Here is a 21,889-nt window from a genome sequence, read left to right as displayed (position 1 = left end):
GTATCCTATACCGCCCGCCGGATGTTTGGGGAACACCATGCCCGACCAGATGATTCATACGCCCGATAATACTGCCCCCACCGAGGCACCGCCCCGTGTCCTGAAAGTACTGCTGGCAGGCCCGCGCGGTTTCTGCGCCGGCGTCGATCGCGCCATCCGCGTGGTGGAAGAAGCCATCCGCCGCTATGGCGCGCCGGTCTATGTCCGCCACGAGATCGTCCATAACCGTACCGTGGTCGAGGCGCTGGAAGCCCAGGGCGCGATCTTTGTCGAGGAACTGGACGAAGTTCCCGCCGATGGACAGGTGGTGTTTTCCGCCCACGGCGTGCCCAAGACCGTGCCGGCCGAGGCCATGCGCCGCAACCTGCTGTATCTGGATGCGACGTGCCCGCTGGTGTCCAAGGTTCATCGTGAAGCCGAACGGCACTTTGCCGATGGCGGTCCCGAAAGCCGCCATATCCTGATGATCGGCCATGCGGGCCACCCCGAAGTGGTTGGCACGATGGGCCAGCTGCCGCCCGGCGCCGTCACCCTGATCAATGACGCCGAGGAAGCACGGACCGTCCAGCCGGCCGATCCCTCGCGTCTGGCCTTCATTACCCAGACCACCCTTTCGGTTGATGACACGGCGGAAATCGTGGACATCCTGCGCGACCGCTTCCCCCTGATCGAAGGGCCGCGGCGTGAGGACATCTGCTACGCCACCACCAACCGGCAGGAAGCGGTCAAGGCGATCGCCCCGGGCTGTGACCTGGTGATCGTGATCGGTTCGCCCAATTCGTCCAACTCGCAGCGCCTTCGCGAAGTGGCCGAGCGTTCGGGCGCACCGCGCGCGCTGCTGGTGCCGCGCCTGAACGCGCTGGACTGGTCGGCGCTGGACGGGGTTGCGACACTGGGGATCACGGCCGGTGCATCCGCGCCGGAATCGCTGGTGCAGGAAATGGTCGCGGCCCTGGCCAAGCGTTTCACGCTTGAGATCGAGGAAATCACCGTCAAGGAAGAAAACGTGGCCTTCCGCCTGCCGGCGCCACTGGGCTGAACCGTATTCCCACATGGCAGTCTATACCGAAGTGCCGGAAGATGCGCTGGCTGCGTTTCTGGAAGGCTATGACATCGGCAGGCCCGTCGCCTGCCACGGCATTGCGGAAGGTGTGGAAAACAGCAACTTCCTGCTGAAGACCACACAGGCCACCTTCATCCTGACGTTATACGAGCGTCGGGTGAACCCCGATGAACTGCCATGGTTCCTTGGGCTCATGCAGTATCTGGCGCAGCACGGGCTGTCGTGCCCCCTGCCGGTGGCTGACCGGCAGGGGCGCACGCTGCGCACGCTGTCCGGCCGTCCCGCCGCCATCACCACCTTCCTGCCCGGTCGTGGAGCGCGGGAGGTCGATGTGGACATGTGCGCACAGGTGGGTGCGGCCATGGCGCGGCTGCACCTGCTGGGTGAAGGCTACGTGGCCGAACGTCCCAATTCCATGGGACCGCAGGCATGGACGGACCTGCTGCGGGCCTGCCGGGCACGGGGGGACGAAGTCCGGCCCGGGCTGATGCGTGCGATCGCGGATACGCTGGCGCGCGTGCTGCCCGCATGGCCCGGCACGGGCAACAACCCGTCCCTGCCGCGCGGGCAGATCCATGCCGATCTTTTCCCCGACAATGTCTTTTTCCGTGATGGAAAGCTGTCGGGCATCATCGATTTCTATTTCGCCTGTACCGACTGGTATGCCTACGATCTGGCCATTACCATCAATGCGTGGTGCTTTGATGACGCTGGCCGTTTCGTGCCAACCCGTGCGCGCGCCATGGTGGAAGCCTACCGCCATGTCCGCCCGCTGGAGGATGCGGAGGAGGCGGCCCTTGCCACCCTTGCCACGGGTGCCGCCATCCGTTTCGCGCTCACCCGTCTGTATGACTGGATCAATACGCCCGCGGATGCGCTGGTGACGCGCAAGGACCCGCTGGACTATCTGGCGCGTATGGAATTCTTCGCGTCCCGCATGGATGAAGGTTTCCTGTGATGAACGAGGACGTGGCCCCTGTCGAAAACGTGGCCCCCACCACTGATCTTGTGGAAATCTGGACAGATGGCGGGTGCAAGCCCAATCCCGGCCCCGGTGGCTGGGGGGCATTGCTGTGCTGTCGCGGGCAGGAGCGTGAACTGTCGGGGGGCGAGGCGGAAACCACCAATAACCGCATGGAGCTGACCGCCGCCGCCGAGGCGCTGGAGGCGCTGAAGCGTCCCTGTCGTGTCGTGCTGCATACCGACAGCGAATATGTGCGCAATGGCATTACACGGTGGAGCACGGGCTGGGTGCGGCGCAAATGGCGCAATGCATCGGGCGACCCGGTGGCGAACATGGATCTGTGGCGGCGGCTGCTGGATGTCAGCGCGAAGCATGAAATCGAGTGGAAATGGGTCCGTGGCCATTCCGGTGACGTAAACAATGAACGCGTGGACCAGATGGCCACCGCCGCGCGTGACGCGCTTGGCATTCCCTATCCCAAGCGTGGAAAATGATGCCTGCGCCCCCTGCCATCCAGCTGGAAGGGGTGGGGCTGGATTTTGGGGCCGCACCGCTTTTCCGTAATCTGGACCTGTGCATCGGGGCCGGGATCATGACCGTGCTGCTGGGTGCCAGTGGCGTTGGCAAGACATCGCTACTGCGCATGCTGGGTGGGCTGGTTGCACCTGATCACGGGCGTGTCGCGGCGGCAGACGGGCAGTCGCTTGCCAGGCGGGTCGCGTGGATGGGACAGCAGGACCTGCTGCTGCCCTGGGCCACTGTCATGGACAATGTCATGCTGGGCGCGCGCCTGCGCGGTGACAGGGTGGACCGGGGCAGGGCGGGGCATCTGCTGGACTGTGTGGGTCTGTCGTCGCATGTGGCGGACCTTCCGGCCACGCTGTCGGGTGGCATGCGGCAGCGTGTGGCGCTGGCGCGCGTGCTGTATGAAGACCGTCCCGTTGTGCTGATGGATGAACCCTTTTCCGCGCTGGACAGTGTGACCCGGGCACGCATGCAGGATCTGGCCGGGCGGATGCTGGCAGGCCGGACCGTGGTGCTGATTACCCATGACCCGCTGGAAGCCTGCCGGCTGGCGGACCGTATGCTGCTCATGTCCGGCCATCCCGCACGGCTGGACGCCATGGATGTCCCGGCGGGCGCCGTGCCGCGTGCGGTGGATGACCCGGGCGTTCTGGCAGCGCAGTCCATGCTTCTGCGGCGGATGCTGCAATGACCGTCATGACAGGTTCGTCGGCCATGCGGCTGCTGCGCCCGCTTGTCACGCTGGCCGGCCTGGTGGCCGTGTGGGCCGCACTGGCGCGCTGGGGGCATGTGCCGCCCTATATGCTGCCCGGCCCTGACGCGGTGGCGCGGGCGGTCTGGACGCAGCGCGCGCAGCTGGCGCCAGCCGCCCTGACCACGCTGGAGGAAACGCTGCTGGGCCTTGCGCTGGGCATCGGGGCGGGCAGCGCGCTTGCCATCGGCATGGCGGTCTGGGCACCGCTGCGGCGGTGGGTCATGCCGATGGTGCTGCTCAGTCAGGCGGTGCCGGTGTTCGCGCTGGCTCCCCTGCTGGTGCTGTGGTTCGGATTCGGCATGGCGTCCAAGGTTGTCATGGCGGTACTGGTCATTTTCTTTCCTGTCACGTCGGCACTGGGCGATGGCCTGCGCCAGACCGAACCGGGCTGGATGGACCTTGCCCGCACGATGGGGGCCACGCGCTGGCGGGTGCTGGTGCATGTACGCCTGCCCGCTGCCATGCCATCCTTTGCGTCGGGCGTGCGCATGGCCACGGCCATTGCCCCGATCGGGGCGGTTGTGGGGGAATGGGTGGGCGCGTCCTCCGGCCTCGGATTCCTCATGCAGACGGCCAATACCCGTTTCCAGACGGACCTTATGTTCGCCGCACTCGCGGTGCTGGCGGCCATGACCGTGCTGTTATGGTGGGGCGTGGACAGGCTGCTGGCGCGGGCATTGTACTGGCAGCCCAGGCATGTGGATGTTGACTGAACTGTTGTAACACGCCACCACCACCGATAACCGCGCAACCCAATGCAGGACGGATGCCCATGACTCGCCCCATCATTCTTGACCTGACACCCGGCGCGCAGGGTATGGCGACCCTGCTGGCGGCCCTGCAGGTGCCCGACCATGTGCGCCCGGTGCTGGTGCTGTTCAGCGGCCAGCCTGCCGAGGTTGCTGTGGCGCTGACCCATGCACGCGACCTGCTGCACCAGTACGGGCTGGATGATGTGGGTGTGCATGCGGGATGTCCGGGGCCGCTGACCGGGGGCACGGGTCATGACGTGCCTGCAGGGCAGGATGGTCTGGGCGCGCTGAATCTGGTGCAGGCGGTACGTGCGTGCCCGGCGGACAGCGTGAGCATATGCTGTTCCGGCCCGCTGACCACGCTTGCGCTTGCGCTGGTGCAGGCTCCCGATATTGCTACGCACATGCATGGGGTGATTGTGAACGGCGGCGCGTTTTACGTTCATGGGGACGCCACGGGTGTTGCCGAACATAATATCGCGGCCGACCCGGAAGCCGCAGCTTTGGTGCTGGCGGTGGGCGTGCCGGTGACCCTTGTGCCGCTGGACTGCACGGCGCGCCTGAAGGCGGACGCGGTGTGGATGGAACAGCTTGAACCGATGGGACGTAAGCCTGCCTCCGTCGCGGGGCGGGTGCATGCCGAACTGGTGGCGGCGCGTAATGGGGGCGCGCGGGGCAGTGGCGTGGATATCACGCTGCGGCCCGTGGTTCCGCTGCTGGCGTTGCTCGGCCCCGGTCTGTTCAGTGGCCATCTGGCACATGTCGATGTGGAACGTCGGGGAGAATTTACCCGTGGCATGACCGTGGCGCGGCGCATGGGGCCGCCCGACGTGCAGCCCAACGCGCTGGTGCTGGAGCGCATGTCGGTCGAGGCCGTGCGCGGCGTGTTGCGTGACCTGCTGCTGAGCGTGCGCAAATAAGCGGTCCGGACGGTCGGAATTGCACAAAAATACAACGATCTGGTGCAAACTTGGGCCACAGGCGATCATGACGGTTGCAGAACCGCCGTTCCGTCCAGTATTGGTCCCCGCATTCCGGTGCGTCCGCGGGCGCGAATGTTGAGAACAGTGAAGCGTGTGGCGGCGCGGAGGTCTTCTGTATGGATCGGTCTGCAACATCCCCTTCAGCCCTGATGGGGGTGGCAAGGGGAAACGGTGATGCCGTATTCGCCGCCATCGTGCGTTGCGCCGCCGCCCTGATCCTGCTGGGACTTGGGGGCATGGTGGCCGTCATGGCGTGGGGTGCGCGCGGTGCGTTTGCGACATTTGGCCCTGCCTTTATCATCGACAGGGCCTGGAACCCCGTCACCCAGCATTTTGGCGCCGCCGCTCCCGTGTTCGGCACGCTGGTCACGGCCCTGCTGGCCATAGCACTGGCGGTGCCGCTGGCCTTTGGCATCGCGGTCTGGCTGACTGAAATCGCTTCGGCACGCATTGCAGGGGTCATCGGCACACTCATCCAGCTTCTGGCAGCGGTGCCGTCCATCATCTTCGGCATGTGGGGCTTTGCGGTACTGGTGCCGTTCATGGCGCATTACGTGGAACCCTTCGCCAGTCACACGCTGGGACGCATGCCAGGCATCGGCCCGCTGTTCCGTGGCGCGCCCTATGGCACCGGCTTCCTGACGGGGGGCATGATCCTTGCGGTCATGATCACGCCATTCATTTCAGCCGTCATGCGCGACGTGTTCCTGTCCATGCCCGCAGTGCTGAAGGAAAGCGCCTATGGGCTGGGCATGACGCGGTGGGAGGTGGTGCGCCGCATCATCCTGCCGTGGTCGCGCACATCCGTAGTGGGCGGGATCATGCTGGGGCTGGGCCGCGCACTGGGGGAGACGATGGCGATCACATTTGTTATCGGCAATGCCAACCATATCGGCTGGTCGCTGTTTTCCCCCGGTAACACCATCGCATCGCTGATTGCGCTGGAATTTCCCGAAAGTGCTATGGGAAGCCTGAAATTTTCATCCCTCATGGCTGCGGGTTTCCTGCTTATGCTGATTTCACTTGGAACGCTGGTCTGTTCGCGGCTGCTGCTGCGCACCCGGTCGGCGGGTCGATAAATGGCGGACAGGCAAAACGTGACGCAGGCAGTGGCCATGTCCGCCACGCCATGCACATCAGGGCGGTGGCAGGGCAACAGCCTGTCCGACATGCGCAGGCGTATGGTGGACCGGGTGGCGACGGGCCTGTGCTGGGCTGCCACGGTCCTTGTGCTGCTCATGCTGTTTTCCATCCTGTTCGTGCTGGTGCGCAACGGGGTGGGGGGACTGCGCTGGATCACCTTCGTGCATGTCACCCTGCCGCCGGGGCAGGGGGGCGGTCTTGCCAACGCCATAATGGGCAGCCTGATCCAGACCGGACTGGCCGTGCTGATCGGTGCGCCGGTGGGACTGCTGGTGGGCATTTATCTTGCGGAATTCACTGCCACCGACGGGCGGTTCATCAATCTGGTCCGGTTCATATCCGACCTGCTGCTGTCCGCGCCGTCCATTCTGGTGGGGCTGTTCATCTACATGATCGTTGTGGTGCCGACGGGGCATTTCTCCGGCATGGCTGGGGCGCTGGCGCTGTCCATGCTGGTGGTGCCGGTCGTGGTGCGGACTACGGAAGACATGCTGCGTCTTGTGCCGCTGTCCATGCGCGAAGCCGCGATCGCGCTGGGCGCGCCACGCTGGCGGGTCATCCTGTTTGTCTGCCTGCGGGCCGCGCGTGACGGAGTGGCGACGGGTATCCTGCTTGCCCTGGCCCGTGTGTCGGGCGAGACGGCGCCCCTGCTGTTCACCTCGCTTGGCAACATGAACTGGTCGGTTTCCCCCGCAGCCCCCATGGCCAGCCTGCCGGTCACCATCTACCAGTACGCCGGTGCGGCGTACGAGGACTGGACCGCGCTGGCGTGGACCGGCGCGCTGCTGATTACGGCAGGTATCCTTATGATCAACATAACCGTGCGGCTGGGGCTGGGACGTAACAGGAAATGAACATGACAGTGGCGGAAAAACAGCCGGTGCCAGCCGCGATTTCGGTGCGGAACCTTGATTTCTATTACGGTGCGAATCACGCACTGAAGAATATCTCCATCGATTTCCCGCAGGGGCAGGTGACGGGCATGATCGGCCCGTCAGGGTGTGGCAAGTCCACGCTGCTGCGCGTGCTCAACCGCATGTATGACCTCTATCCCGGGCAGCGCGCGACGGGGGAGGTCATTTTCGATGGCTGCAACATCCTTGGTCCCAGGGTGAACCTGAACGTGCTGCGCGCACGCGTTGGCATGGTGTTCCAGAAGCCCACGCCGTTCCCCATGTCGATCTATGACAACATCGCCTTTGGCGTGCGCCTGCATGAACGCCTTGACCGCGCCGCGATGGAGGCCCGGGTGGAGGATGTGCTCAAGCGCGTCGCCCTGTGGTCGGAAGTGCGCGACAGGCTGCACGATTCGGCGTCGGCACTGTCGGGTGGGCAGCAGCAGCGGCTGTGCATTGCACGTACCATCGCCACCCGGCCCGAAGTGGTGCTGCTGGATGAACCGACCAGCGCGCTTGATCCCGTATCCACCGCCCGGATCGAGGAACTGCTGGATGAACTGAAGGCGGATTTCACCATCGCCATCGTGACCCACAACCTGCAGCAGGCCGCGCGCTGCGCTGATCAGGTGGCCTTTTTCTATATGGGGGAGGTGGTGGAGGTGGACAGCGCCGACCGCATGTTCACCGCGCCGCGTGAAAACCGTACGCAGGACTATATCACGGGCCGTTTCGGTTAGGTCGGCATGCCTTACATTTTGTAGCAAGGTTTGCCCACATTGAACATCCGGGGTGTTGTAGCGTTACGTTTACAGGCCTTGCATGACCAGCCTGCGGCATGCAGGGTAGAAAACAGGTTATAACAGGAGTAGACTTGGTTCCCATGATGAAGAAAATGATTCTGGCCGCCACGATCGTTGGCGGTATGGCTGCAGGTTTCTCCGGGCAGGCGGTTGCTGCGCACCATCAGGCTCCGCCGCCGGGCGGCGGCTGTGGCATGATGGGTGGTCCCGGTGGCCCTGGCGGGTTTGGCATGCCGTTCCTTGGTAACGTGCAGCTGACATCCGCGCAGCACAAGAAGCTGAAGGCCATCCTGCAGGACAGCCATCCCGATTTCCGTGCGGACATGGACAAGGAGCACCAGCTTCACAAGCAGATCCAGGACCTGCTGGCCACGCCGGGCAAGGTTGACGAATCCCAGATCGTTGGCCTGCAGCAGCAGATCACCGCGATGCACCAGCAGCATGAAGCAGCCCGCCTGCAGACCGCCATCCGCATCCATGACATCCTGACCACGGACCAGCTGAACCAGATCCGTGAAACGCAGGACAAGGTCGCCAGCCTGCACGAGCAGCTGCGCGCGCTGACGGCGCCCCCGGCACCGGAAGATGCGAAGAAGTAAGATCGTCCGCCTGCCCTGTTGCAGGCTGAAGGTCAAGGCGGCTGCCCGGCATGGTCGGGCAGCCGTTTTTTTGTGTACGGCCCCGTAATGCTTGACATTGCAGGGGGCAGGGGATAAATCCGGCCAACAATCAGGCACGTCACTTCGCGAGGGTTCGCGCAGTGGCGCGTCCTCTTTTGGGGAAATACGTTGTTCGAGACGCTGTCAGGCAAGCTTTCCGGTGTGTTCGATGGTCTCGCCAAGCGCGGGGCATTGTCGGAAGCCGATGTTACGGAAGCCATGCGCGAAGTGCGTCTGGCCATGCTGGACGCCGACGTGGCGCTGCCTGTCGTCAAGGATTTCGTCAACAAGGTCCGTGAACGCGCCGTAGGGCATGAGGTGCTGGATAGCATCTCGCCCGGTCAGGCCGTCGCCAAGATCGTCAATGACGCGCTGATCGACGCGCTGGGTGGCGCGGGCGCGGTTCCCCTCAATCTGAACGCGGCCCCGCCCGTGCCGATCCTGATGGTCGGCCTGCAGGGTTCGGGCAAGACCACCACATCGGGCAAGATCGCGCGCCGCCTGGCGCAGCGTGAGCGCAAGAAGGTGCTGCTGGCCAGCCTTGATACCCAGCGCCCGGCCGCACAGCTGCAGCTGGCGCAGCTGGCTGAACGCGCGGGTGTCGCGTCCCTTCCGATCATCGCTGGGCAGACCCCGGTCCAGATCGCGCAGCGTGCGATGGATACGGGACGGCGTGAGGGGTATGACATCGTCATCCTCGATACCGCCGGCCGCCTGTCGATCGACGAGGCGCTGATGGAGGAGGTCCGGGCCATCCGGGCCGAAACCGACCCGGCGGAAACCCTGCTGGTGGTCGATGCCATGACCGGGCAGGACGCGGTCAATACCGCCAAGGCGTTCAACGAGGCCGTGGGTGTGACCGGCGTCGTCATGACCCGTATGGATGGTGACGCCCGTGGCGGCGCCGCCCTGTCCATGCGCGCCATTACAGGTGCGCCGATCAAGCTGACCGGCTCGGGCGAAAAGCTGGACGCGCTGGAGGAATTCCACCCCGAGCGTGTCGCGGGTCGTATCCTTGGCCTGGGCGATATCGCAGGGCTTGTGGAAAAGGCCGCCGATACCCTGGATCATGAGGAAAGCGAGAAGCTTGCCCTCAAGATGATGCAGGGCAAGTTCGATCTTGATGATTACGCGGCGCAGATCCGCCAGATCAACAAGATGGGTTCCATTTCCGGCATCCTTGGCATGCTGCCCGGCATGGGCAAGCTGAAGGATGCGCTGGGGGACAAGGAGCTTGATACCTCCGTCCTCAAGCGCCATCAGGCTATCATTTCATCCATGACCCGCAAGGAGCGGCGCACGCCCTCCATCATCAAGGCGTCGCGCAAGAAGCGCATCGCCGCAGGGTCCGGCACGACCGTGCAGGAGATCAACCGTCTGCTCAAGCAGTACGACGCGATGGCCTCCATGATGAAACGGTTCAGCAAATTGGGGGTGAAGGGCCTGATGCGTCAGGGCCTGTCCGCCCTCATGCCCAATGGGGGGCGCCCCCCCGGCGGCGGCGGGCGTCCGCCTTTCGGCTGATCCCATAACGTCGTTTCCGTTTTCTCTTTTGTTTTTTTCTGTCTGGAGAAGTCTTAAATGAGCCTCAAGATCCGTCTCGCCCGCGCTGGTGCGAAGAAGCGTCCTTACTACCACATCGTCGTGGCTGACAGCCGCTCCCCGCGTGATGGCCGCTTCATCGAGCGCGTTGGTTCCTATAACCCGATGCTGCCGTCCGACCACGCCGACCGCGTGCGTCTGGTCGCAGAACGCATCACTCACTGGCTGTCCAACGGCGCGCTGCCGACCGACCGCGTAGCCCGTTTCCTTGGCAACGCCGGCCTGGCGCCGAAGCCGACCTGGAACGAGCAGCCGAAGAAGTCCGCACCCAAGAAGCGTGCGCAGGAACGTGCCGCTGCCGCAGCTGAAGCAGCGGCAGCGTAAGTCTGCTGACGCGATAGACAGGCAGGAAAGGCAGGCAGTCATCCCATGAACCGCGATCATGTCCTGATGGGTGTGGTGGGTCGTCCGCATGGCGTGCGGGGGCTTGTGCACGTGCACAGCTACACCGCCGTGGCGGAAGACCTGGCCACCTATGCCGGACTGGTCGATGACCTTGGTCGTCCATGGCGGCTGTCATGGCATGGCAATGGTGTGGCCCGGCTGCATGACGCGGCAGGCAATGCGATTGACAGCCGTGAGGCTGCTCAGCAGATGGTCAACCGCAAGCTGTACGTGCCCCGCGCCAGCCTGCCCGAACCCGATGCGGACGAATTCTATTTCGCCGATCTGGTCGGGCTGGAAGCGCGCGAACACGGCACGGAGCGTGTGATTGGGCGTGTGGCGGCAGTCCATGACTATGGTGCAGGCACCAGCCTTGAAATTGACGGCGCGGGTGGCAACATCCTGCTGCCATTCACCGAAGCCTGCGTGCCGGTGGTGAATGTCGGCGCGGGATGGATTGCCATCTGCCAGCCCGATGAGATCGAGGTCCCCGTCGAATGCTTTCCCGGCACGGCGGGGCAGAGGGACGCACCATGACGTGGCAGGCAACGGTGTTGACGCTGTTTCCCGACATGTTTCCCGGCACGCTGGGGCATTCGCTGGCCGGGCGCGCGCTGGAACGCGGCATCTGGTCAGTGGATGCGCGCGACATGCGTGAATACGGGCTGGGGCGGCACCGTGTGGTGGATGATACGCCGTTTGGCGGCGGGGCAGGCATGGTCATGCGTCCCGATGTCGTAGCGAGCGCCATTGCCGATATTGACCTGGCGGGACGACCGCTGGTCTATCCCACGCCGCGCGGACGGCGGCTGATGCAGGCGGATATCCGCCGGTATGCGGCGGGTCCGGGTGTCGTGGTGCTGTGTGGGCGGTACGAAGGGGTGGATGAGCGCGTGCTCGAAGCCTCGGGTGCTGAACAGGTCTCGATAGGGGATTATATCCTGTCGGGCGGGGAAGTGGCGGCGACGGTGCTGCTGGATGCCTGCGTGCGGCTGCTGCCGGGCGTAATGGGATCGGGCGAAAGTGCGGTCGAGGAAAGCTTTTCCGACGGTCTGCTTGAATATCCGCTTTATACCAAGCCGGCACAATGGGACGGGCGTGACGTGCCTGAAGTCCTGCTGTCCGGTCATCATGCCGCAATCGCCAAATGGCGGCGCGCGGCATCCGAGACGGTGACGCAGGCGCGTCGGCCGGACCTGTGGGCCGCCTACCGGGCGGATGCAGGTCAAGACATTTCCCGGACCGCTGGCACCCGTGCCGACGCGGACCGGCTGAACTGAACATGAAATCCTATCGAACGAGGACCGGATCATGAACATCATCCAGAAGTACGAGGCGGAAGAGATCGCCCGCCTGACCGCCATCCGCGCCGTGCCGGAATTTGCACCGGGTGACACCGTGCGCGTTGGCGTGGAAGTGGTCGAAGGCACCCGCAAGCGCGTGCAGAACTACGAAGGCGTTGTGATCGCCCGCTCCAACAAGGGCCTGAACAGCAACTTCACCGTGCGCAAGATTTCCAACGGTGAAGGCGTGGAACGTGTGTTCCCGCTGTATTCCCCCACCATTGCGGACATCACCGTTGTCCGTCGCGGTGTGGTCCGTCGCGCGAAGCTGTATTACCTGCGTGGCCGTCGCGGCAAGTCCGCCCGTATTGCCGAGCGCAAGCGTGAAGTTGCGGCACCCGCAGCTACTGCCGCAGCCGAGTAACATGCGACCCTTCGCCCGTTTTTCGCCGTGACTGGTGGAAACGGGCGAACCGTTTTTATGCAAGATTTTGTGGCTGCCTGTTGCGTGCGTATCCTGCGCGTGATGGCGGCCTGTTTCCGTCCGGGAGAGGAATAGCAAGATGGCCCCGCGCACATTGTTCGACAAGATATGGGACAGCCATGTGGTCGAAACCCTCCCGGACAGTACGGCCATCCTCTATATCGACCGTCACCTCGTGCACGAGGTCACAAGCCCGCAGGCGTTCGAGGGGCTGCGCCTGAGCGGCCGCCGTCTGCGCCACCCCGATGCGACGATCGCGGTGGTGGACCATAACGTGCCCACATCCGATCGCACCCTGCCGATCGAGGAAGCGGACAGTCGCAACCAGATCGAGACGCTGGAACGCAACGTGAAGGAATTCGGCGTGCCGTATTTCCCGCTGCTGTCCGCGCGTCAGGGCATCGTGCATGTGGTGGGACCGGAGCAGGGGATTTCCCTGCCGGGCATGACCATCGTGTGCGGTGACAGCCATACCTCCACCCACGGTGCGATGGGTGCGCTGGCATTCGGTATCGGCACGTCCGAAGTCGAGCATGTGATGGCGACCCAGACCATCCTGCAGAAGCCCGCGAAGAACATGAAGGTCGTGGTCGAGGGGCAGGTTGGCCCCGGTGTGACCGCCAAGGACATCATGCTGGCGATCATCGGGCATATCGGCACGGCGGGTGGCACGGGGCATGTGATCGAATTCGCGGGTTCCGCCATCCGTGAACTCGACATGGCGGGCCGCATGACGCTGTGTAACATGTCGATCGAAGCGGGCGCCCGCGCGGGTCTGGTGGCCCCGGACGAGACCACATTCGAATACGTGCGCGGTCGGCCCTTCGCCCCAAAAGGGGAGGCGTTTGACGAAGCTGTCGCCTACTGGAAGACGCTGGCGTCCGACGAGGGTGCGCATTACGACCGCGTGGTGGAACTGCGTGCGGAAGACATCACGCCCGTGCTGACATGGGGCACCAGCCCCGAAACCGTCATTCCCGTGACCGGCAACGTGCCCGACCCGGCAGCCGAGGCCGATCCGGCGCGGCGCAGGCAGATGCAGCGCATGCTGGACTACATGGGACTGGAAGCAGGACAGAAGATCGCGGGTACGCCGGTTGATGTCGTGTTCATAGGCTCTTGCACCAACAGCCGGATCGAGGATCTGCGGGCGGCAGCCAGCATTGCGGCAGGGCGGAAAGTCGCCCCCGGCGTGCGGGCGATGATCGTACCCGGGTCAGGCATCGTAAAGGCGCAGGCGGAAGAGGAAGGACTGGACAAGGTCTTCCTGGAAGCCGGGTTCGAGTGGCGTGAGGCCGGGTGTTCCATGTGTCTGGGCATGAACCCTGACCGGCTGACGCCGGGCCAGCGCTGTGCCTCCACCTCCAACCGTAATTTCGAGGGCAGGCAGGGGCCGGGTGGCCGTACGCACCTGCTGTCCCCCGCCATGGCTGCCGCCGCCGCCGTGACCGGAACCCTGACTGATGTGCGGGAGCTGATCTGACAATGGATAAATTCACCGTTCTCACGGCCGTCGCCGCCCCCCTGCCGGAAGAAAACATTGATACCGACAAGATCATTCCGGCGCGGTTCCTCAAGACCACCAAGCGGTCCGGCCTTGGCGTGCATGCGTTCGACAGCATGCGCTACCGGCCCGATGGCACGGAAAACCCTGATTTCGTGCTGAATCAGGAACCGTACCGCAAGGCCGAAATCCTGATTACGTATGACAACCTTGGCTGCGGTTCGTCGCGTGAACATGCGCCGTGGGCACTGCTGGATTTTGGCATCCGCTGTGTGATCGCGCCGTCATTTGCCGATATTTTCAATAATAACTGCTTCAAGAACGGCATCCTGCCCATCGCGCTGCCGCGTGAAGTGTGCACCCAACTGATGGATGATGCCCGTCAGGGTGCGAATTCCCGCCTTACGGTTGATCTGGCGCGGCAGGTGATTATCCGCCCGGATGGTCAGGAAGTGCCGTTTGATGTTGATCCGCTGCGCAAGCAGCTGCTGCTGGAAGGGCTGGATGATATTGGCCAGACGCTGCAGCATGAAAAGGCGATCACGACATTCGAGCAGCGTCGCGCACAGGCACAGCCGTGGATTCCGCACATCGTCCTTGACTGAGGGCGTGCGCCGTACACCAGCCAATCATTCATAAACAGATTATCCGGATGGGAGACGTCATGTCCGCACCCAAGAAGCTTCTGATCCTGCCTGGCGATGGCATCGGTCCCGAAATCATGCGGGAAGCACAGCGCATCATGGACTGGATGGCGCAGGCGCGCGGCATCCGTTTTGATATCAGCGAGGATCTGGTGGGGGGCGCGTCGCTTGCAGTGCATGGCCAGCCGATCACGCAGCAGGTGATCGACGCGGCGCGGGCGGCGGATGCGGTGCTGTTTGGTTCTGTGGGGGACCCGAAATGGGCGTCGGCGGGGTTTGAGCGTCGGCCTGAAATCGCGATCCTCAAGCTGCGTCAGGAACTGGGGCTGTTTGCCAACCTGCGCCCGGCCAAGGTGTTCGATTCGCTGGTGGACGCCAGCACGCTCAAGCCTGATGTCATCCGCGGCCTGGATATCATGATCGTGCGTGAAACGGTGGGCGGCATCTATTTCGGCACCCCACGCGGGATCGAGACCCTGCCCGACGGGTCGCGTCGTGGCATCAACACCGAGGTTTACACCACGGCGGAAATCGAGCGCGTGGCCCGTGTCGCCTTCGACCTGGCGCGCAAGCGCGACAACCGCGTGTGCTCGGTCGAAAAGTGCAACGTGATGGAAAGTGGCCTGCTGTGGAAAGAGGTCGTGACCGCACTGCATGACAGCGAATACAGGGATGTGGAACTGAGCCACATGCTGGCTGATAACTGTGCCATGCAGATGGTGCGTAACCCGCGTCAGTTTGATGTGATCGTGACGGGTAACCTGTTTGGTGACCTGCTGTCCGACCTCGCTTCCATGCTGACCGGCAGCCTTGGCATGCTGCCTTCGGCAACCCTGGGGGCAAAGGGCGAAGATGGTCGCATGCCTGCGCTGTATGAACCGATCCATGGCAGCGCGCCCGACATTGCAGGGCAGGGCAAGGCGAACCCGCTGGCGCAGATCCTTTCGTTTGCCATGCTGCTGCGGTATTCCTTCGATATGAAGGAAGACGCCGCGATGATTGAACAGGCGGTTTCCAACGTGCTGGACCGTGGCCTGCGTACGCCGGACATCATGAGTGCGGGCAGGACGGAAGTGAACACTGCAGGAATGGGTGAGGCTGTGGTGGCCGAACTGGATCGGCTGAACAGGACACCCTGACCCGTCCGGGTTTATGGCTTCAATGTGAAACGGGCCGGCATGATATCCATGCTGGCCCGTTTTTTGTTCTGGGGAGCGTTGTAAAAGTCCCTTCCGCAATACGCTGCGGATCATAAGAAATTTTTTGGTGAATTTTCAGAAAGTTTCTTTGGAAAAGGTAGCACCCCCAAAACTTTATTTTTTACAGACCCGGCTTCAGCACATAGCCCTTGCCGCGCACTGTCTGCAGGAAGCGTGGTTCACGCGGGTCGGGTTCGATCCGGCGGCGCAGGCGCGTAACCTGCACATCCACCGCGCGTTCCCCGATTTCTTCCATATCCAGCGTGGTGGCGATGTCTGTGCGCGACAGGATTTCGTTGGGATGGCGTGCAAGAACCGATAGCAACGCCGATTCGCCGCCCGTCAGGTGCACGATTCCCTGTGTATTGGACAACAGGCCGCGCACGGGGTCGAATTCCAGATCCCCCAGCCGTACGATCCGCAGGTTGCTGCTGGGTGCGGGGGGAACAAAGCGGCGCAGGTGCGCCTTGAGCCGCAGCAGAAGCTCGCGCGGTTCAAACGGTTTGGCCAGATAGTCATCGGCCCCGGCTTCCAGCCCGATGATCCGGTCTTCCGGCTCACCACGCGCGGTCAGCAGCAAAATGGGGAAATCCAGCTTTTCCCGCCGCAGTTCGCGTGTCAGTTCCAGCCCGTTTTCCCCCGGCATGGTGATGTCCAGTACCAGTGCGTCCGGCTGCATGAAGCCCAGCACCTGACGGGCTTCATGCGCGGATGACGCGGCACTGACACGGAATCCCTGCTCGCTCAGGTAGCGTTGCAGCAGGCGGCGCAGGCGGGGGTCATCATCCACCACGACCACATGTGCATCCACGATCATGCTGTCGCGGGGCAGGGAGGAGTCGCAGGCCGTCTGGATCATGGGGAACTCCGGTCGGGAGGGTGGGGGGCATCGGTGGATACGCCGGACGTATCCGATTCGTCTATCAGCCCGTGCATGACGCGGCGAAAGCCATCAACTGCCTTGCCGCCCGCGTTGCGGTACACACGCAGCAGGACCTCACGTTGCAGGGAAAACAGATGGTTTTCAATCTCGCTCCCACGTACGGTCAGGTGCAGTTCCCGCCGCCGTCTGTCTTCTGCGGCCGTTTCCTGCCGCACAAGGTCCATGGACAGCAGTTCGCCCAGCGCACGGCTCATGCTCTGCTTGGTAATGCCCAGCGTGTCCAGCAGGGTACCCACGGCCATGCCGGGCTGCAGGGCCACAGCCTGCATGATGCGGTAATGGGCATGGCCCAGACCGTAGGCATGCAGGGCGTCGTCTATGATGGCCGTAAACGACCGGCAGGCGAGCATGAGCAGGTCCTGCGCCTGTCGCATGTCCTCATCGCGCAGGAAAAGCAGTTCCACCCCCGCGCCAGCGGGTGCATGGCGGGTGGATGGCGGGCGGGCAGGGGCTGTCACGTCCAGGAAACCGGTCAGGCGATGCGACCGGTCAGGCGGTTGCGCAGGCGGGTGATGCGGCCGACTTCCGACAGGCGGCGATCAAGGAATTCCTCCACCGAGGCGGGGTTGCCCCCACGTGTCAGCCAGAACAGAAGGGTGGAGACATAGACACCACTGAGCGTGATGCGCTTGGTCACATAGGTGAAGCCGGTGGAGGTATCCCCTGCCGCCTGCCATATCGCGTTCACGCTACGCCCCAGCGCGCGGGCAAGGGCGCGGGCATGGGTCGGTACCATCAGCACGGCCAGCGCCTGCCGGATGGCGGCACGGTGCGGGGCGGCATGATCCAGCCTGAACAGAACGGCAGCGCGGATACGGCGGCTGATCTTGCGGCTGCGGAAGCTGTTGGTGGCGGCCAGCATGTCGCGGTCCATGAGGTCGAAACACGACTCGGCCACCTGCGCCATGCCGTCAGGGAACAGCAGATCCGCGTCCTCTCCCACGCATTGTCGCAGCAGGGCCGTCGTCCACGGCTGGCTGCCCGCGCGCGGGTCGGCCAGGAAACGGCGCAGCAGCGCGTCACTTTGCGGTGAATTCTGGAGCGCGGGCGGTTCCAGCGCGGATGTCGCGGCGGCAGCCAGGGCGGAAGGGGTCATGGGCGCTCTCCGTAACGTGCCATTTCGGTATCAAATCCCATCCGGCCAAGGTCGGTCATGCGCATGGGATAGAGGATTCCGTTCAGGTGATCGTATTCATGCTGGAATACATTGGCTAAAAAGCCTGATGCAATGCCGTGGGTTTCCTGCCCGTCCGCATTCAGGCCACGCCAGGCGATGCGGCGGTAACGCGGCACCCAGCCCCGCAGGCCGGGAATGGACAGGCAGCCCTCCATCCGGTCCACCATGTCGTCATCAACCGGTTCCAGCACCGGGTTTATCAGGACGGCGGGCAGGCGGGGGGGATCGTCCTCGCCCATGCTGCGGGTTTCGGGCACGCGATAGACGAACAGCCGCAGGCCCTGGTGCACCTGGGGTGCAGCCAGTCCCACGCCGCCCGCATCCAGCATGGTTTCGATCATGTCGGCCACCAGCGTGCGGATTGCGGGGGCCTGCGGGTCGGTGACCGGTTGCGCTGGCTGCAGCAGCACCGGATGGCCCATGCGGGCGATCTTGAGCAGCGTCATGGACACAAAGACCCTTCCTGTTTCGGGGAACATGTATATGACAGCGTTGGCGCGCAAAGCGGAGCACGAAAATCATCTGTCCCGGATGCGGGAATGATTTGTGTTGCCGTGCGCGAGTGTGATATAGGTGCGGCCCGTTTGGGAATCGCACGAAGGGAATGGCCTCGGGCGGACGTTCCCCAAGTTTCAGTTTCATGGATCATCCATACCGGATGGCAGATCAGGAGTTGACGACCCAGTGCAGGTTCTCGTTCGTGACAACAATGTTGATCAGGCCCTCAAGGCCCTCAAGAAGAAAATGCAGCGCGAAGGCATCTTCCGTGAAATGAAGCTGCGTCGTCATTATGAAAAGCCGTCCGAGCGCAAGGCGCGCGAGGCTGCCGAAGCCGTGCGCCGCGCCCGCAAGATGGAGCGCAAGCGTCTGGAGCGTGAAGGCTTCTAAGCCGACCGTTATCGGAATATGGGTCTGACCCACAAAAAAACCGGCCCCAGAAGGGAGCCGGTTTTTTTGTGTCCGCAGTCAAGGTAAAGCCATGGATATGGAGTCGCATCCCGGCACCGAACGCATGCCCCCCGTACAGGGCTGGCGCAGGGTGCGTGAACGCCTGATCCGGCGGGTCCTGCCACGGTCGCTGCTGGGGCGTATGCTGCTGATTGGGTTCATTCCGCTGCTGGCCACGCAGGCCATCTCGCTGGAACTGTTTTACGGAAATTACCTGCAGATCGTCTCCCGCCGCCTGTCAGGCGACATGGCTACCACCATCGCCATGACGCTGGACCTTCTGGAACGCTATCCATCGCCCGCCGACAGGCAGTGGATACTGGATGATGCCGGGCGGCGCGCCGGCCTGGCCATGACATTGCATGAAGGGGAAAGCCTGGACCGGCGCGGTTCCAACCATGTGCTTGGCCCGATTGACGACGATCTGGTTCGCGACCTGCGGGCGAATGTGCGCTGGCCCAGCTTCGTGGACTGGAAACAGGCGCATCATCGTGTGGTGATCCGTGTGCAGACGCCCAGCGGGGTGCTGCAGGTCGTGACCCTGCGCAAACGGCTGGACGTGGCGCCGGTATGGCTGTTCGTGGCATGGGCGTCGGGCAGCGCGCTGGTGCTGTTCCTGATCGCGGCACTGTTCATGCGCAACCAGGTCCGCGCCATACGCAGGCTGGCGCGCGCGGCGCAACTGTTCGGGCTGGGGCGTGACACCGTACCCATCATGCCCGAGGGCGCGCAGGAGATCCGCAAGGCGGCCATTGCCTTCAACCGCATGCGTGACCGCATCAACCGCTTTGTGGAGCAGCGCACGACCGTCCTGGCCGGTGTATCGCATGACCTGCGCACGCCATTGACGCGGCTGCGGCTGTCGCTGGCCATGCTTCCGCGTACGGGCACGGTCAACGCAGCGGAACTGCAGCCCGATATTGCCGACATGATCGGCGATATCGTGGAAATGGAGCATATGATCGAAGGCTACCTGTCGTTTGCGCGGGGCGAGGGGGCGGAAAAACCCGTTGTCATCCGCGTGGAAGACCTGTTCGAGGAAATCGTCGTCGCCCTGCGTCGCATGGGCGCGCAGGCCAGTATCGGTTCCATTACGCCCGCAGGGCTGAGCGTGACCGGGCGGGGCAATGCCCTGCGTCGCGTCCTGAATAATGTGGTGGAAAATGCCCGCAGGCATGCCACCCGCATCGAACTGTCAGCCGAACGCGGGCGCAGGGAAGTCATCCTGTATATTGATGATAATGGGTGCGGTGTGGATGAAGCGCGGCGTGAAAGCGTGTTCCGCCCGTTCGAAAGTGGCAAGGAGGGCGGAACCGGCCTGGGCCTTGCGATCGCGCGTGACATCATTCACGCCCATGGCGGCCATATCGGACTGGAAGCCGGGCCGCTGGGTGGTGCGCGGGTCAGGATCGTACTGCCGAAATGACAGGTCCGGCAGGTCAGGACATCAGGGCAGGGAGTTGCCCGACCCGCCATGGCCGGGACCGCCGTTCATGCTGTTCATCGGGCCGGTGCTGCCGCCGTAGGTGCTGCTCATCTGGCTGAGCGGGTTGTAGCGGCCCACATTGCCCAGGATCTGCTGCATGATGTTTATCTTGGTGCCTGGCGTGGGGGTCTTGCCGGGTGCCATGGAGACGTAGCGCGCGTCGTCCTTGTGCAGCGTGCGCATGTTGCGCAGGATGCCGTCCTGGTCAAACGTCAGCACCACCATGTCCTGCTTGCGCACGCGGGGGAAGCTTATGGGAACGATGACCTGCTTCATGGACATGTACAGCCATGTATTGTCGTCGAACGTAGCGCGCCCCGTGGGGGAGCCCAGCGCGTCCATCACGTCAGAGCGCGTAGTCTCGCCGATCTTCAGTTTCTTGTAATCATCCTCTTCGACCAGGGAACCACGCTGGATGGTGCTGGGCTTGAACACCGAACATCCCGACAGCGCGATCCCTGCCCCGATGACAGCGCATGAAAACAGGCGTAATGAACGGGAACGGGGCGGGGTGTCCTGTGGTGACCTCATGGTCCGGAAAATATCCTGAAATAAGGGCATGGCGCGAAAACGCGGTTCGTCTTTCCGGTGCCCGATTGGGAAAATGAAGTCAATCACAGATCGCCCCGGCGGTGGAAAAACACGAAAGTCATGGCCATATTTCCACCATGTGGGCATCACGGCGCCGGTCCCGTGAACAGACGCGCAGGAGTAGTACGACATGGATGCAGAATTTTCCCGCCCGCTTGCCGTGGGTCGCATCCCGGCCCGTGGCATGGAAACGGTGGTCGAGGCATCGGATGAGGAATGCCGCAGGCTGGCGCGCCGGTTCGGGATTCCCGGCCTGCGGAACCTGTCCTGCCGTTACCGGCTGGTGCCGGGACAGGATGGGGAAGTGCTGGCCGAAGGCTGGCTGACCGCGCATGTGACACAGGAATGTGTCGTAAGCCTTGAGGCGTTCGAGGACGTGCTGGCGGAATCGTTCACCGTACGCTGCATCCCGGCGGAACGTTTCCGCGAGGATGACGAGATCGATCCCTTTTCCATCGATGAAATTCCCTATGACCGTGACAGCATCGATCTTGGTGAACTGGCGGCGGAGGAACTTTCGCTGGCGCTGGATCCGTATCCGCACAAGCCCGGATGCGAGATTCCGGCCGAATTCGCGGGCAAGGAAGAGGCAGAACCCGAAGAAACCGTGCGCAGGCAGCCTTTTTCCGCTCTGGCCGAGTTGAAAAAAAAGCAGAACTGACGCAAAGGAAGGGGCAGGTAACGGGGGGCGTGGATTGCACGCCTTGCGCATCATCTCTTGCGCAAGTGCGAATGATCTGTTAGAGCGCCCCCCTCAATTATTGATAACTGACCGGTGTATCGCCACGATGGTGTGCCTGCCGGTTGTGATCCAGATCGGAGGGGCCCAGGCCCATGGCTGTACCCAAGAGAAAAACCTCGCCGTCCCGTCGTGGCATGCGTCGCAGCCACGCGGCACTCAGTGTTCCGGCGCACGCGGAATGCTCCAACTGTGGCGAACTCAAGCGTCCGCATCACGTCTGCAGCCACTGCGGGCATTATGACGGTCGCGAAGTCGCTTCCGCCGGCAAGGCGCTGAAGACGGCGGTCCGCGCCTGATAACAGGGCGCTGCTGGCGTCATTAACCCGGTCAGGGGCGCGGTCTGCATGGACCGCGCCTATG

The 21,889-nt window shown here is 63.5% G+C and carries 27 protein-coding genes; 22 read left to right on the top strand and 5 right to left on the bottom strand.

Going from position 1 to position 21,889, the window contains the following annotated elements; translation table 11 throughout:
• Positions 1 to 49: 49 nt before the first annotated feature.
• The 18 genes from ispH to leuB all read left to right on the top strand — a co-directional run bounded on the left by ispH (position 50) and on the right by leuB (position 15,582).
• Positions 50 to 1,039: a 4-hydroxy-3-methylbut-2-enyl diphosphate reductase gene (ispH, locus tag ACE2AA_RS07495; RefSeq protein ID WP_227000882.1), complete on the top strand. Its 990-nt coding sequence runs from the start codon at positions 50 to 52 to the stop codon at positions 1,037 to 1,039.
• A gap of 13 nt (positions 1,040 to 1,052) precedes the next feature.
• Positions 1,053 to 2,021 carry a homoserine kinase gene (locus ACE2AA_RS07490; RefSeq protein ID WP_141260566.1) on the top strand — a complete coding sequence of 323 codons (969 nt, stop codon included), beginning with the start codon at positions 1,053 to 1,055 and terminating at the stop codon, positions 2,019 to 2,021.
• A complete protein-coding gene (rnhA, locus tag ACE2AA_RS07485; protein ID WP_141260565.1) occupies positions 2,021 to 2,521 on the top strand; it encodes a ribonuclease HI in 501 nt (166 codons plus the stop codon). Before ACE2AA_RS07490 ends, rnhA begins: the two co-directional genes overlap by 1 nt.
• Entirely contained in the window at positions 2,518 to 3,243 is a 726-nt protein-coding gene (locus tag ACE2AA_RS07480; protein ID WP_395371953.1) for an ABC transporter ATP-binding protein, read from the top strand. The genes rnhA and ACE2AA_RS07480 overlap by 4 nt, the downstream gene beginning before the upstream one ends.
• Entirely contained in the window at positions 3,240 to 4,019 is a 780-nt protein-coding gene (locus ACE2AA_RS07475; RefSeq protein ID WP_370685913.1) for an ABC transporter permease, read from the top strand. Before ACE2AA_RS07480 ends, ACE2AA_RS07475 begins: the two co-directional genes overlap by 4 nt.
• Before the next feature lie 59 nt (positions 4,020 to 4,078).
• Positions 4,079 to 4,978 (top strand): nucleoside hydrolase, encoded by a 900-nt coding sequence (locus ACE2AA_RS07470; RefSeq protein ID WP_395371951.1) that lies wholly within the window; start codon positions 4,079 to 4,081, stop codon positions 4,976 to 4,978.
• A gap of 179 nt (positions 4,979 to 5,157) precedes the next feature.
• Positions 5,158 to 6,120, top strand: coding sequence for a phosphate ABC transporter permease subunit PstC (gene pstC, locus ACE2AA_RS07465; protein WP_395371950.1), 963 nt, complete (start codon positions 5,158 to 5,160; stop codon positions 6,118 to 6,120).
• Positions 6,121 to 7,038: a phosphate ABC transporter permease PstA gene (pstA, locus tag ACE2AA_RS07460; RefSeq protein ID WP_141260561.1), complete on the top strand. Its 918-nt coding sequence runs from the start codon at positions 6,121 to 6,123 to the stop codon at positions 7,036 to 7,038. It abuts the gene before it with no gap.
• Complete coding sequence (gene pstB / locus ACE2AA_RS07455) at positions 7,035 to 7,820, top strand: phosphate ABC transporter ATP-binding protein PstB (protein ID WP_141300535.1); 786 nt, start codon at positions 7,035 to 7,037, stop codon at positions 7,818 to 7,820. Before pstA ends, pstB begins: the two co-directional genes overlap by 4 nt.
• A gap of 143 nt (positions 7,821 to 7,963) precedes the next feature.
• A complete protein-coding gene (locus tag ACE2AA_RS07450; RefSeq protein WP_395371949.1) occupies positions 7,964 to 8,482 on the top strand; it encodes a Spy/CpxP family protein refolding chaperone in 519 nt (172 codons plus the stop codon).
• A 189-nt stretch (positions 8,483 to 8,671) separates the two neighbouring features.
• On the top strand, positions 8,672 to 10,066 hold the full coding sequence (ffh, locus tag ACE2AA_RS07445) for a signal recognition particle protein (RefSeq protein WP_141260558.1): 1,395 nt from the start codon (positions 8,672 to 8,674) through the stop codon (positions 10,064 to 10,066).
• A gap of 57 nt (positions 10,067 to 10,123) precedes the next feature.
• Entirely contained in the window at positions 10,124 to 10,468 is a 345-nt protein-coding gene (gene rpsP, locus ACE2AA_RS07440; protein WP_010506467.1) for a 30S ribosomal protein S16, read from the top strand.
• 45 nt (positions 10,469 to 10,513) lie between these two features.
• On the top strand, positions 10,514 to 11,065 hold the full coding sequence (gene rimM, locus ACE2AA_RS07435) for a ribosome maturation factor RimM (protein ID WP_395371946.1): 552 nt from the start codon (positions 10,514 to 10,516) through the stop codon (positions 11,063 to 11,065).
• Positions 11,062 to 11,808, top strand: a complete 747-nt coding sequence (gene trmD / locus ACE2AA_RS07430) for a tRNA (guanosine(37)-N1)-methyltransferase TrmD (protein WP_141260556.1) — start codon at positions 11,062 to 11,064, stop codon at positions 11,806 to 11,808. Before rimM ends, trmD begins: the two co-directional genes overlap by 4 nt.
• A 31-nt stretch (positions 11,809 to 11,839) precedes the next feature.
• Complete coding sequence (gene rplS, locus ACE2AA_RS07425) at positions 11,840 to 12,235, top strand: 50S ribosomal protein L19 (RefSeq protein ID WP_048855707.1); 396 nt, start codon at positions 11,840 to 11,842, stop codon at positions 12,233 to 12,235.
• Between the two features lie 139 nt (positions 12,236 to 12,374).
• A complete protein-coding gene (gene leuC / locus ACE2AA_RS07420) occupies positions 12,375 to 13,778 on the top strand; it encodes a 3-isopropylmalate dehydratase large subunit (RefSeq protein ID WP_141260555.1) in 1,404 nt (467 codons plus the stop codon).
• 2 nt (positions 13,779 to 13,780) lie between these two features.
• Positions 13,781 to 14,404: a 3-isopropylmalate dehydratase small subunit gene (leuD, locus tag ACE2AA_RS07415; protein ID WP_141260554.1), complete on the top strand. Its 624-nt coding sequence runs from the start codon at positions 13,781 to 13,783 to the stop codon at positions 14,402 to 14,404.
• Positions 14,405 to 14,463: 59 nt separating this feature from the next.
• Positions 14,464 to 15,582 carry a 3-isopropylmalate dehydrogenase gene (gene leuB, locus ACE2AA_RS07410; RefSeq protein WP_395371945.1) on the top strand — a complete coding sequence of 373 codons (1,119 nt, stop codon included), beginning with the start codon at positions 14,464 to 14,466 and terminating at the stop codon, positions 15,580 to 15,582.
• Between the two features lie 181 nt (positions 15,583 to 15,763).
• Here the strand turns inward: leuB and ACE2AA_RS07405 are convergent, their stop codons facing one another.
• Genes ACE2AA_RS07405 through def form a run of 4 tightly spaced genes read right to left on the bottom strand, consistent with a single transcriptional unit; the run spans position 15,764 to position 18,208 of the window.
• Positions 15,764 to 16,501, bottom strand: a complete 738-nt coding sequence (locus ACE2AA_RS07405) for a response regulator (protein ID WP_141260552.1) — start codon at positions 16,499 to 16,501, stop codon at positions 15,764 to 15,766.
• A complete protein-coding gene (locus tag ACE2AA_RS07400; RefSeq protein WP_395371943.1) occupies positions 16,498 to 17,043 on the bottom strand; it encodes a MarR family winged helix-turn-helix transcriptional regulator in 546 nt (181 codons plus the stop codon). Before ACE2AA_RS07400 ends, ACE2AA_RS07405 begins: the two co-directional genes overlap by 4 nt.
• Positions 17,044 to 17,057: 14 nt before the next feature.
• The gene (locus ACE2AA_RS07395; RefSeq protein ID WP_141260551.1) at positions 17,058 to 17,681 is read right to left on the bottom strand and encodes a COQ9 family protein; all 624 of its coding nucleotides are present in this window, start codon (positions 17,679 to 17,681) and stop codon (positions 17,058 to 17,060) included.
• Positions 17,678 to 18,208, bottom strand: coding sequence for a peptide deformylase (gene def, locus ACE2AA_RS07390; RefSeq protein ID WP_395371940.1), 531 nt, complete (start codon positions 18,206 to 18,208; stop codon positions 17,678 to 17,680). Before def ends, ACE2AA_RS07395 begins: the two co-directional genes overlap by 4 nt.
• Before the next feature lie 238 nt (positions 18,209 to 18,446).
• Between def and rpsU the strand changes: the two genes are divergently transcribed.
• Both rpsU and ACE2AA_RS07380 read left to right on the top strand, forming a co-directional pair.
• Positions 18,447 to 18,650: a 30S ribosomal protein S21 gene (gene rpsU / locus ACE2AA_RS07385; RefSeq protein WP_010506446.1), complete on the top strand. Its 204-nt coding sequence runs from the start codon at positions 18,447 to 18,449 to the stop codon at positions 18,648 to 18,650.
• 91 nt (positions 18,651 to 18,741) lie between these two features.
• A complete protein-coding gene (locus tag ACE2AA_RS07380) occupies positions 18,742 to 20,136 on the top strand; it encodes a HAMP domain-containing sensor histidine kinase (RefSeq protein WP_141260549.1) in 1,395 nt (464 codons plus the stop codon).
• A gap of 21 nt (positions 20,137 to 20,157) precedes the next feature.
• On the opposite strand, the gene ACE2AA_RS07375 is transcribed toward ACE2AA_RS07380, so the two are convergent.
• Complete coding sequence (locus tag ACE2AA_RS07375) at positions 20,158 to 20,727, bottom strand: outer membrane protein assembly factor BamE (RefSeq protein ID WP_141260548.1); 570 nt, start codon at positions 20,725 to 20,727, stop codon at positions 20,158 to 20,160.
• A gap of 190 nt (positions 20,728 to 20,917) precedes the next feature.
• Between ACE2AA_RS07375 and ACE2AA_RS07370 the strand changes: the two genes are divergently transcribed.
• A complete protein-coding gene (locus ACE2AA_RS07370; protein ID WP_141260547.1) occupies positions 20,918 to 21,448 on the top strand; it encodes a DUF177 domain-containing protein in 531 nt (176 codons plus the stop codon).
• Between the two features lie 173 nt (positions 21,449 to 21,621).
• Positions 21,622 to 21,825, top strand: coding sequence for a 50S ribosomal protein L32 (gene rpmF / locus ACE2AA_RS07365; RefSeq protein ID WP_010506434.1), 204 nt, complete (start codon positions 21,622 to 21,624; stop codon positions 21,823 to 21,825).
• The last annotated feature ends 64 nt before the right edge of the window (positions 21,826 to 21,889 follow it).

Source organism: Komagataeibacter diospyri, assembly GCF_043995075.1.
Taxonomy (GTDB): Bacteria; Pseudomonadota; Alphaproteobacteria; order Acetobacterales; family Acetobacteraceae; genus Komagataeibacter; species Komagataeibacter diospyri.
The sequence above is the reverse complement of the archived record's forward strand: the minus strand, read 5'-3'. Positions and strand labels throughout refer to the sequence as shown.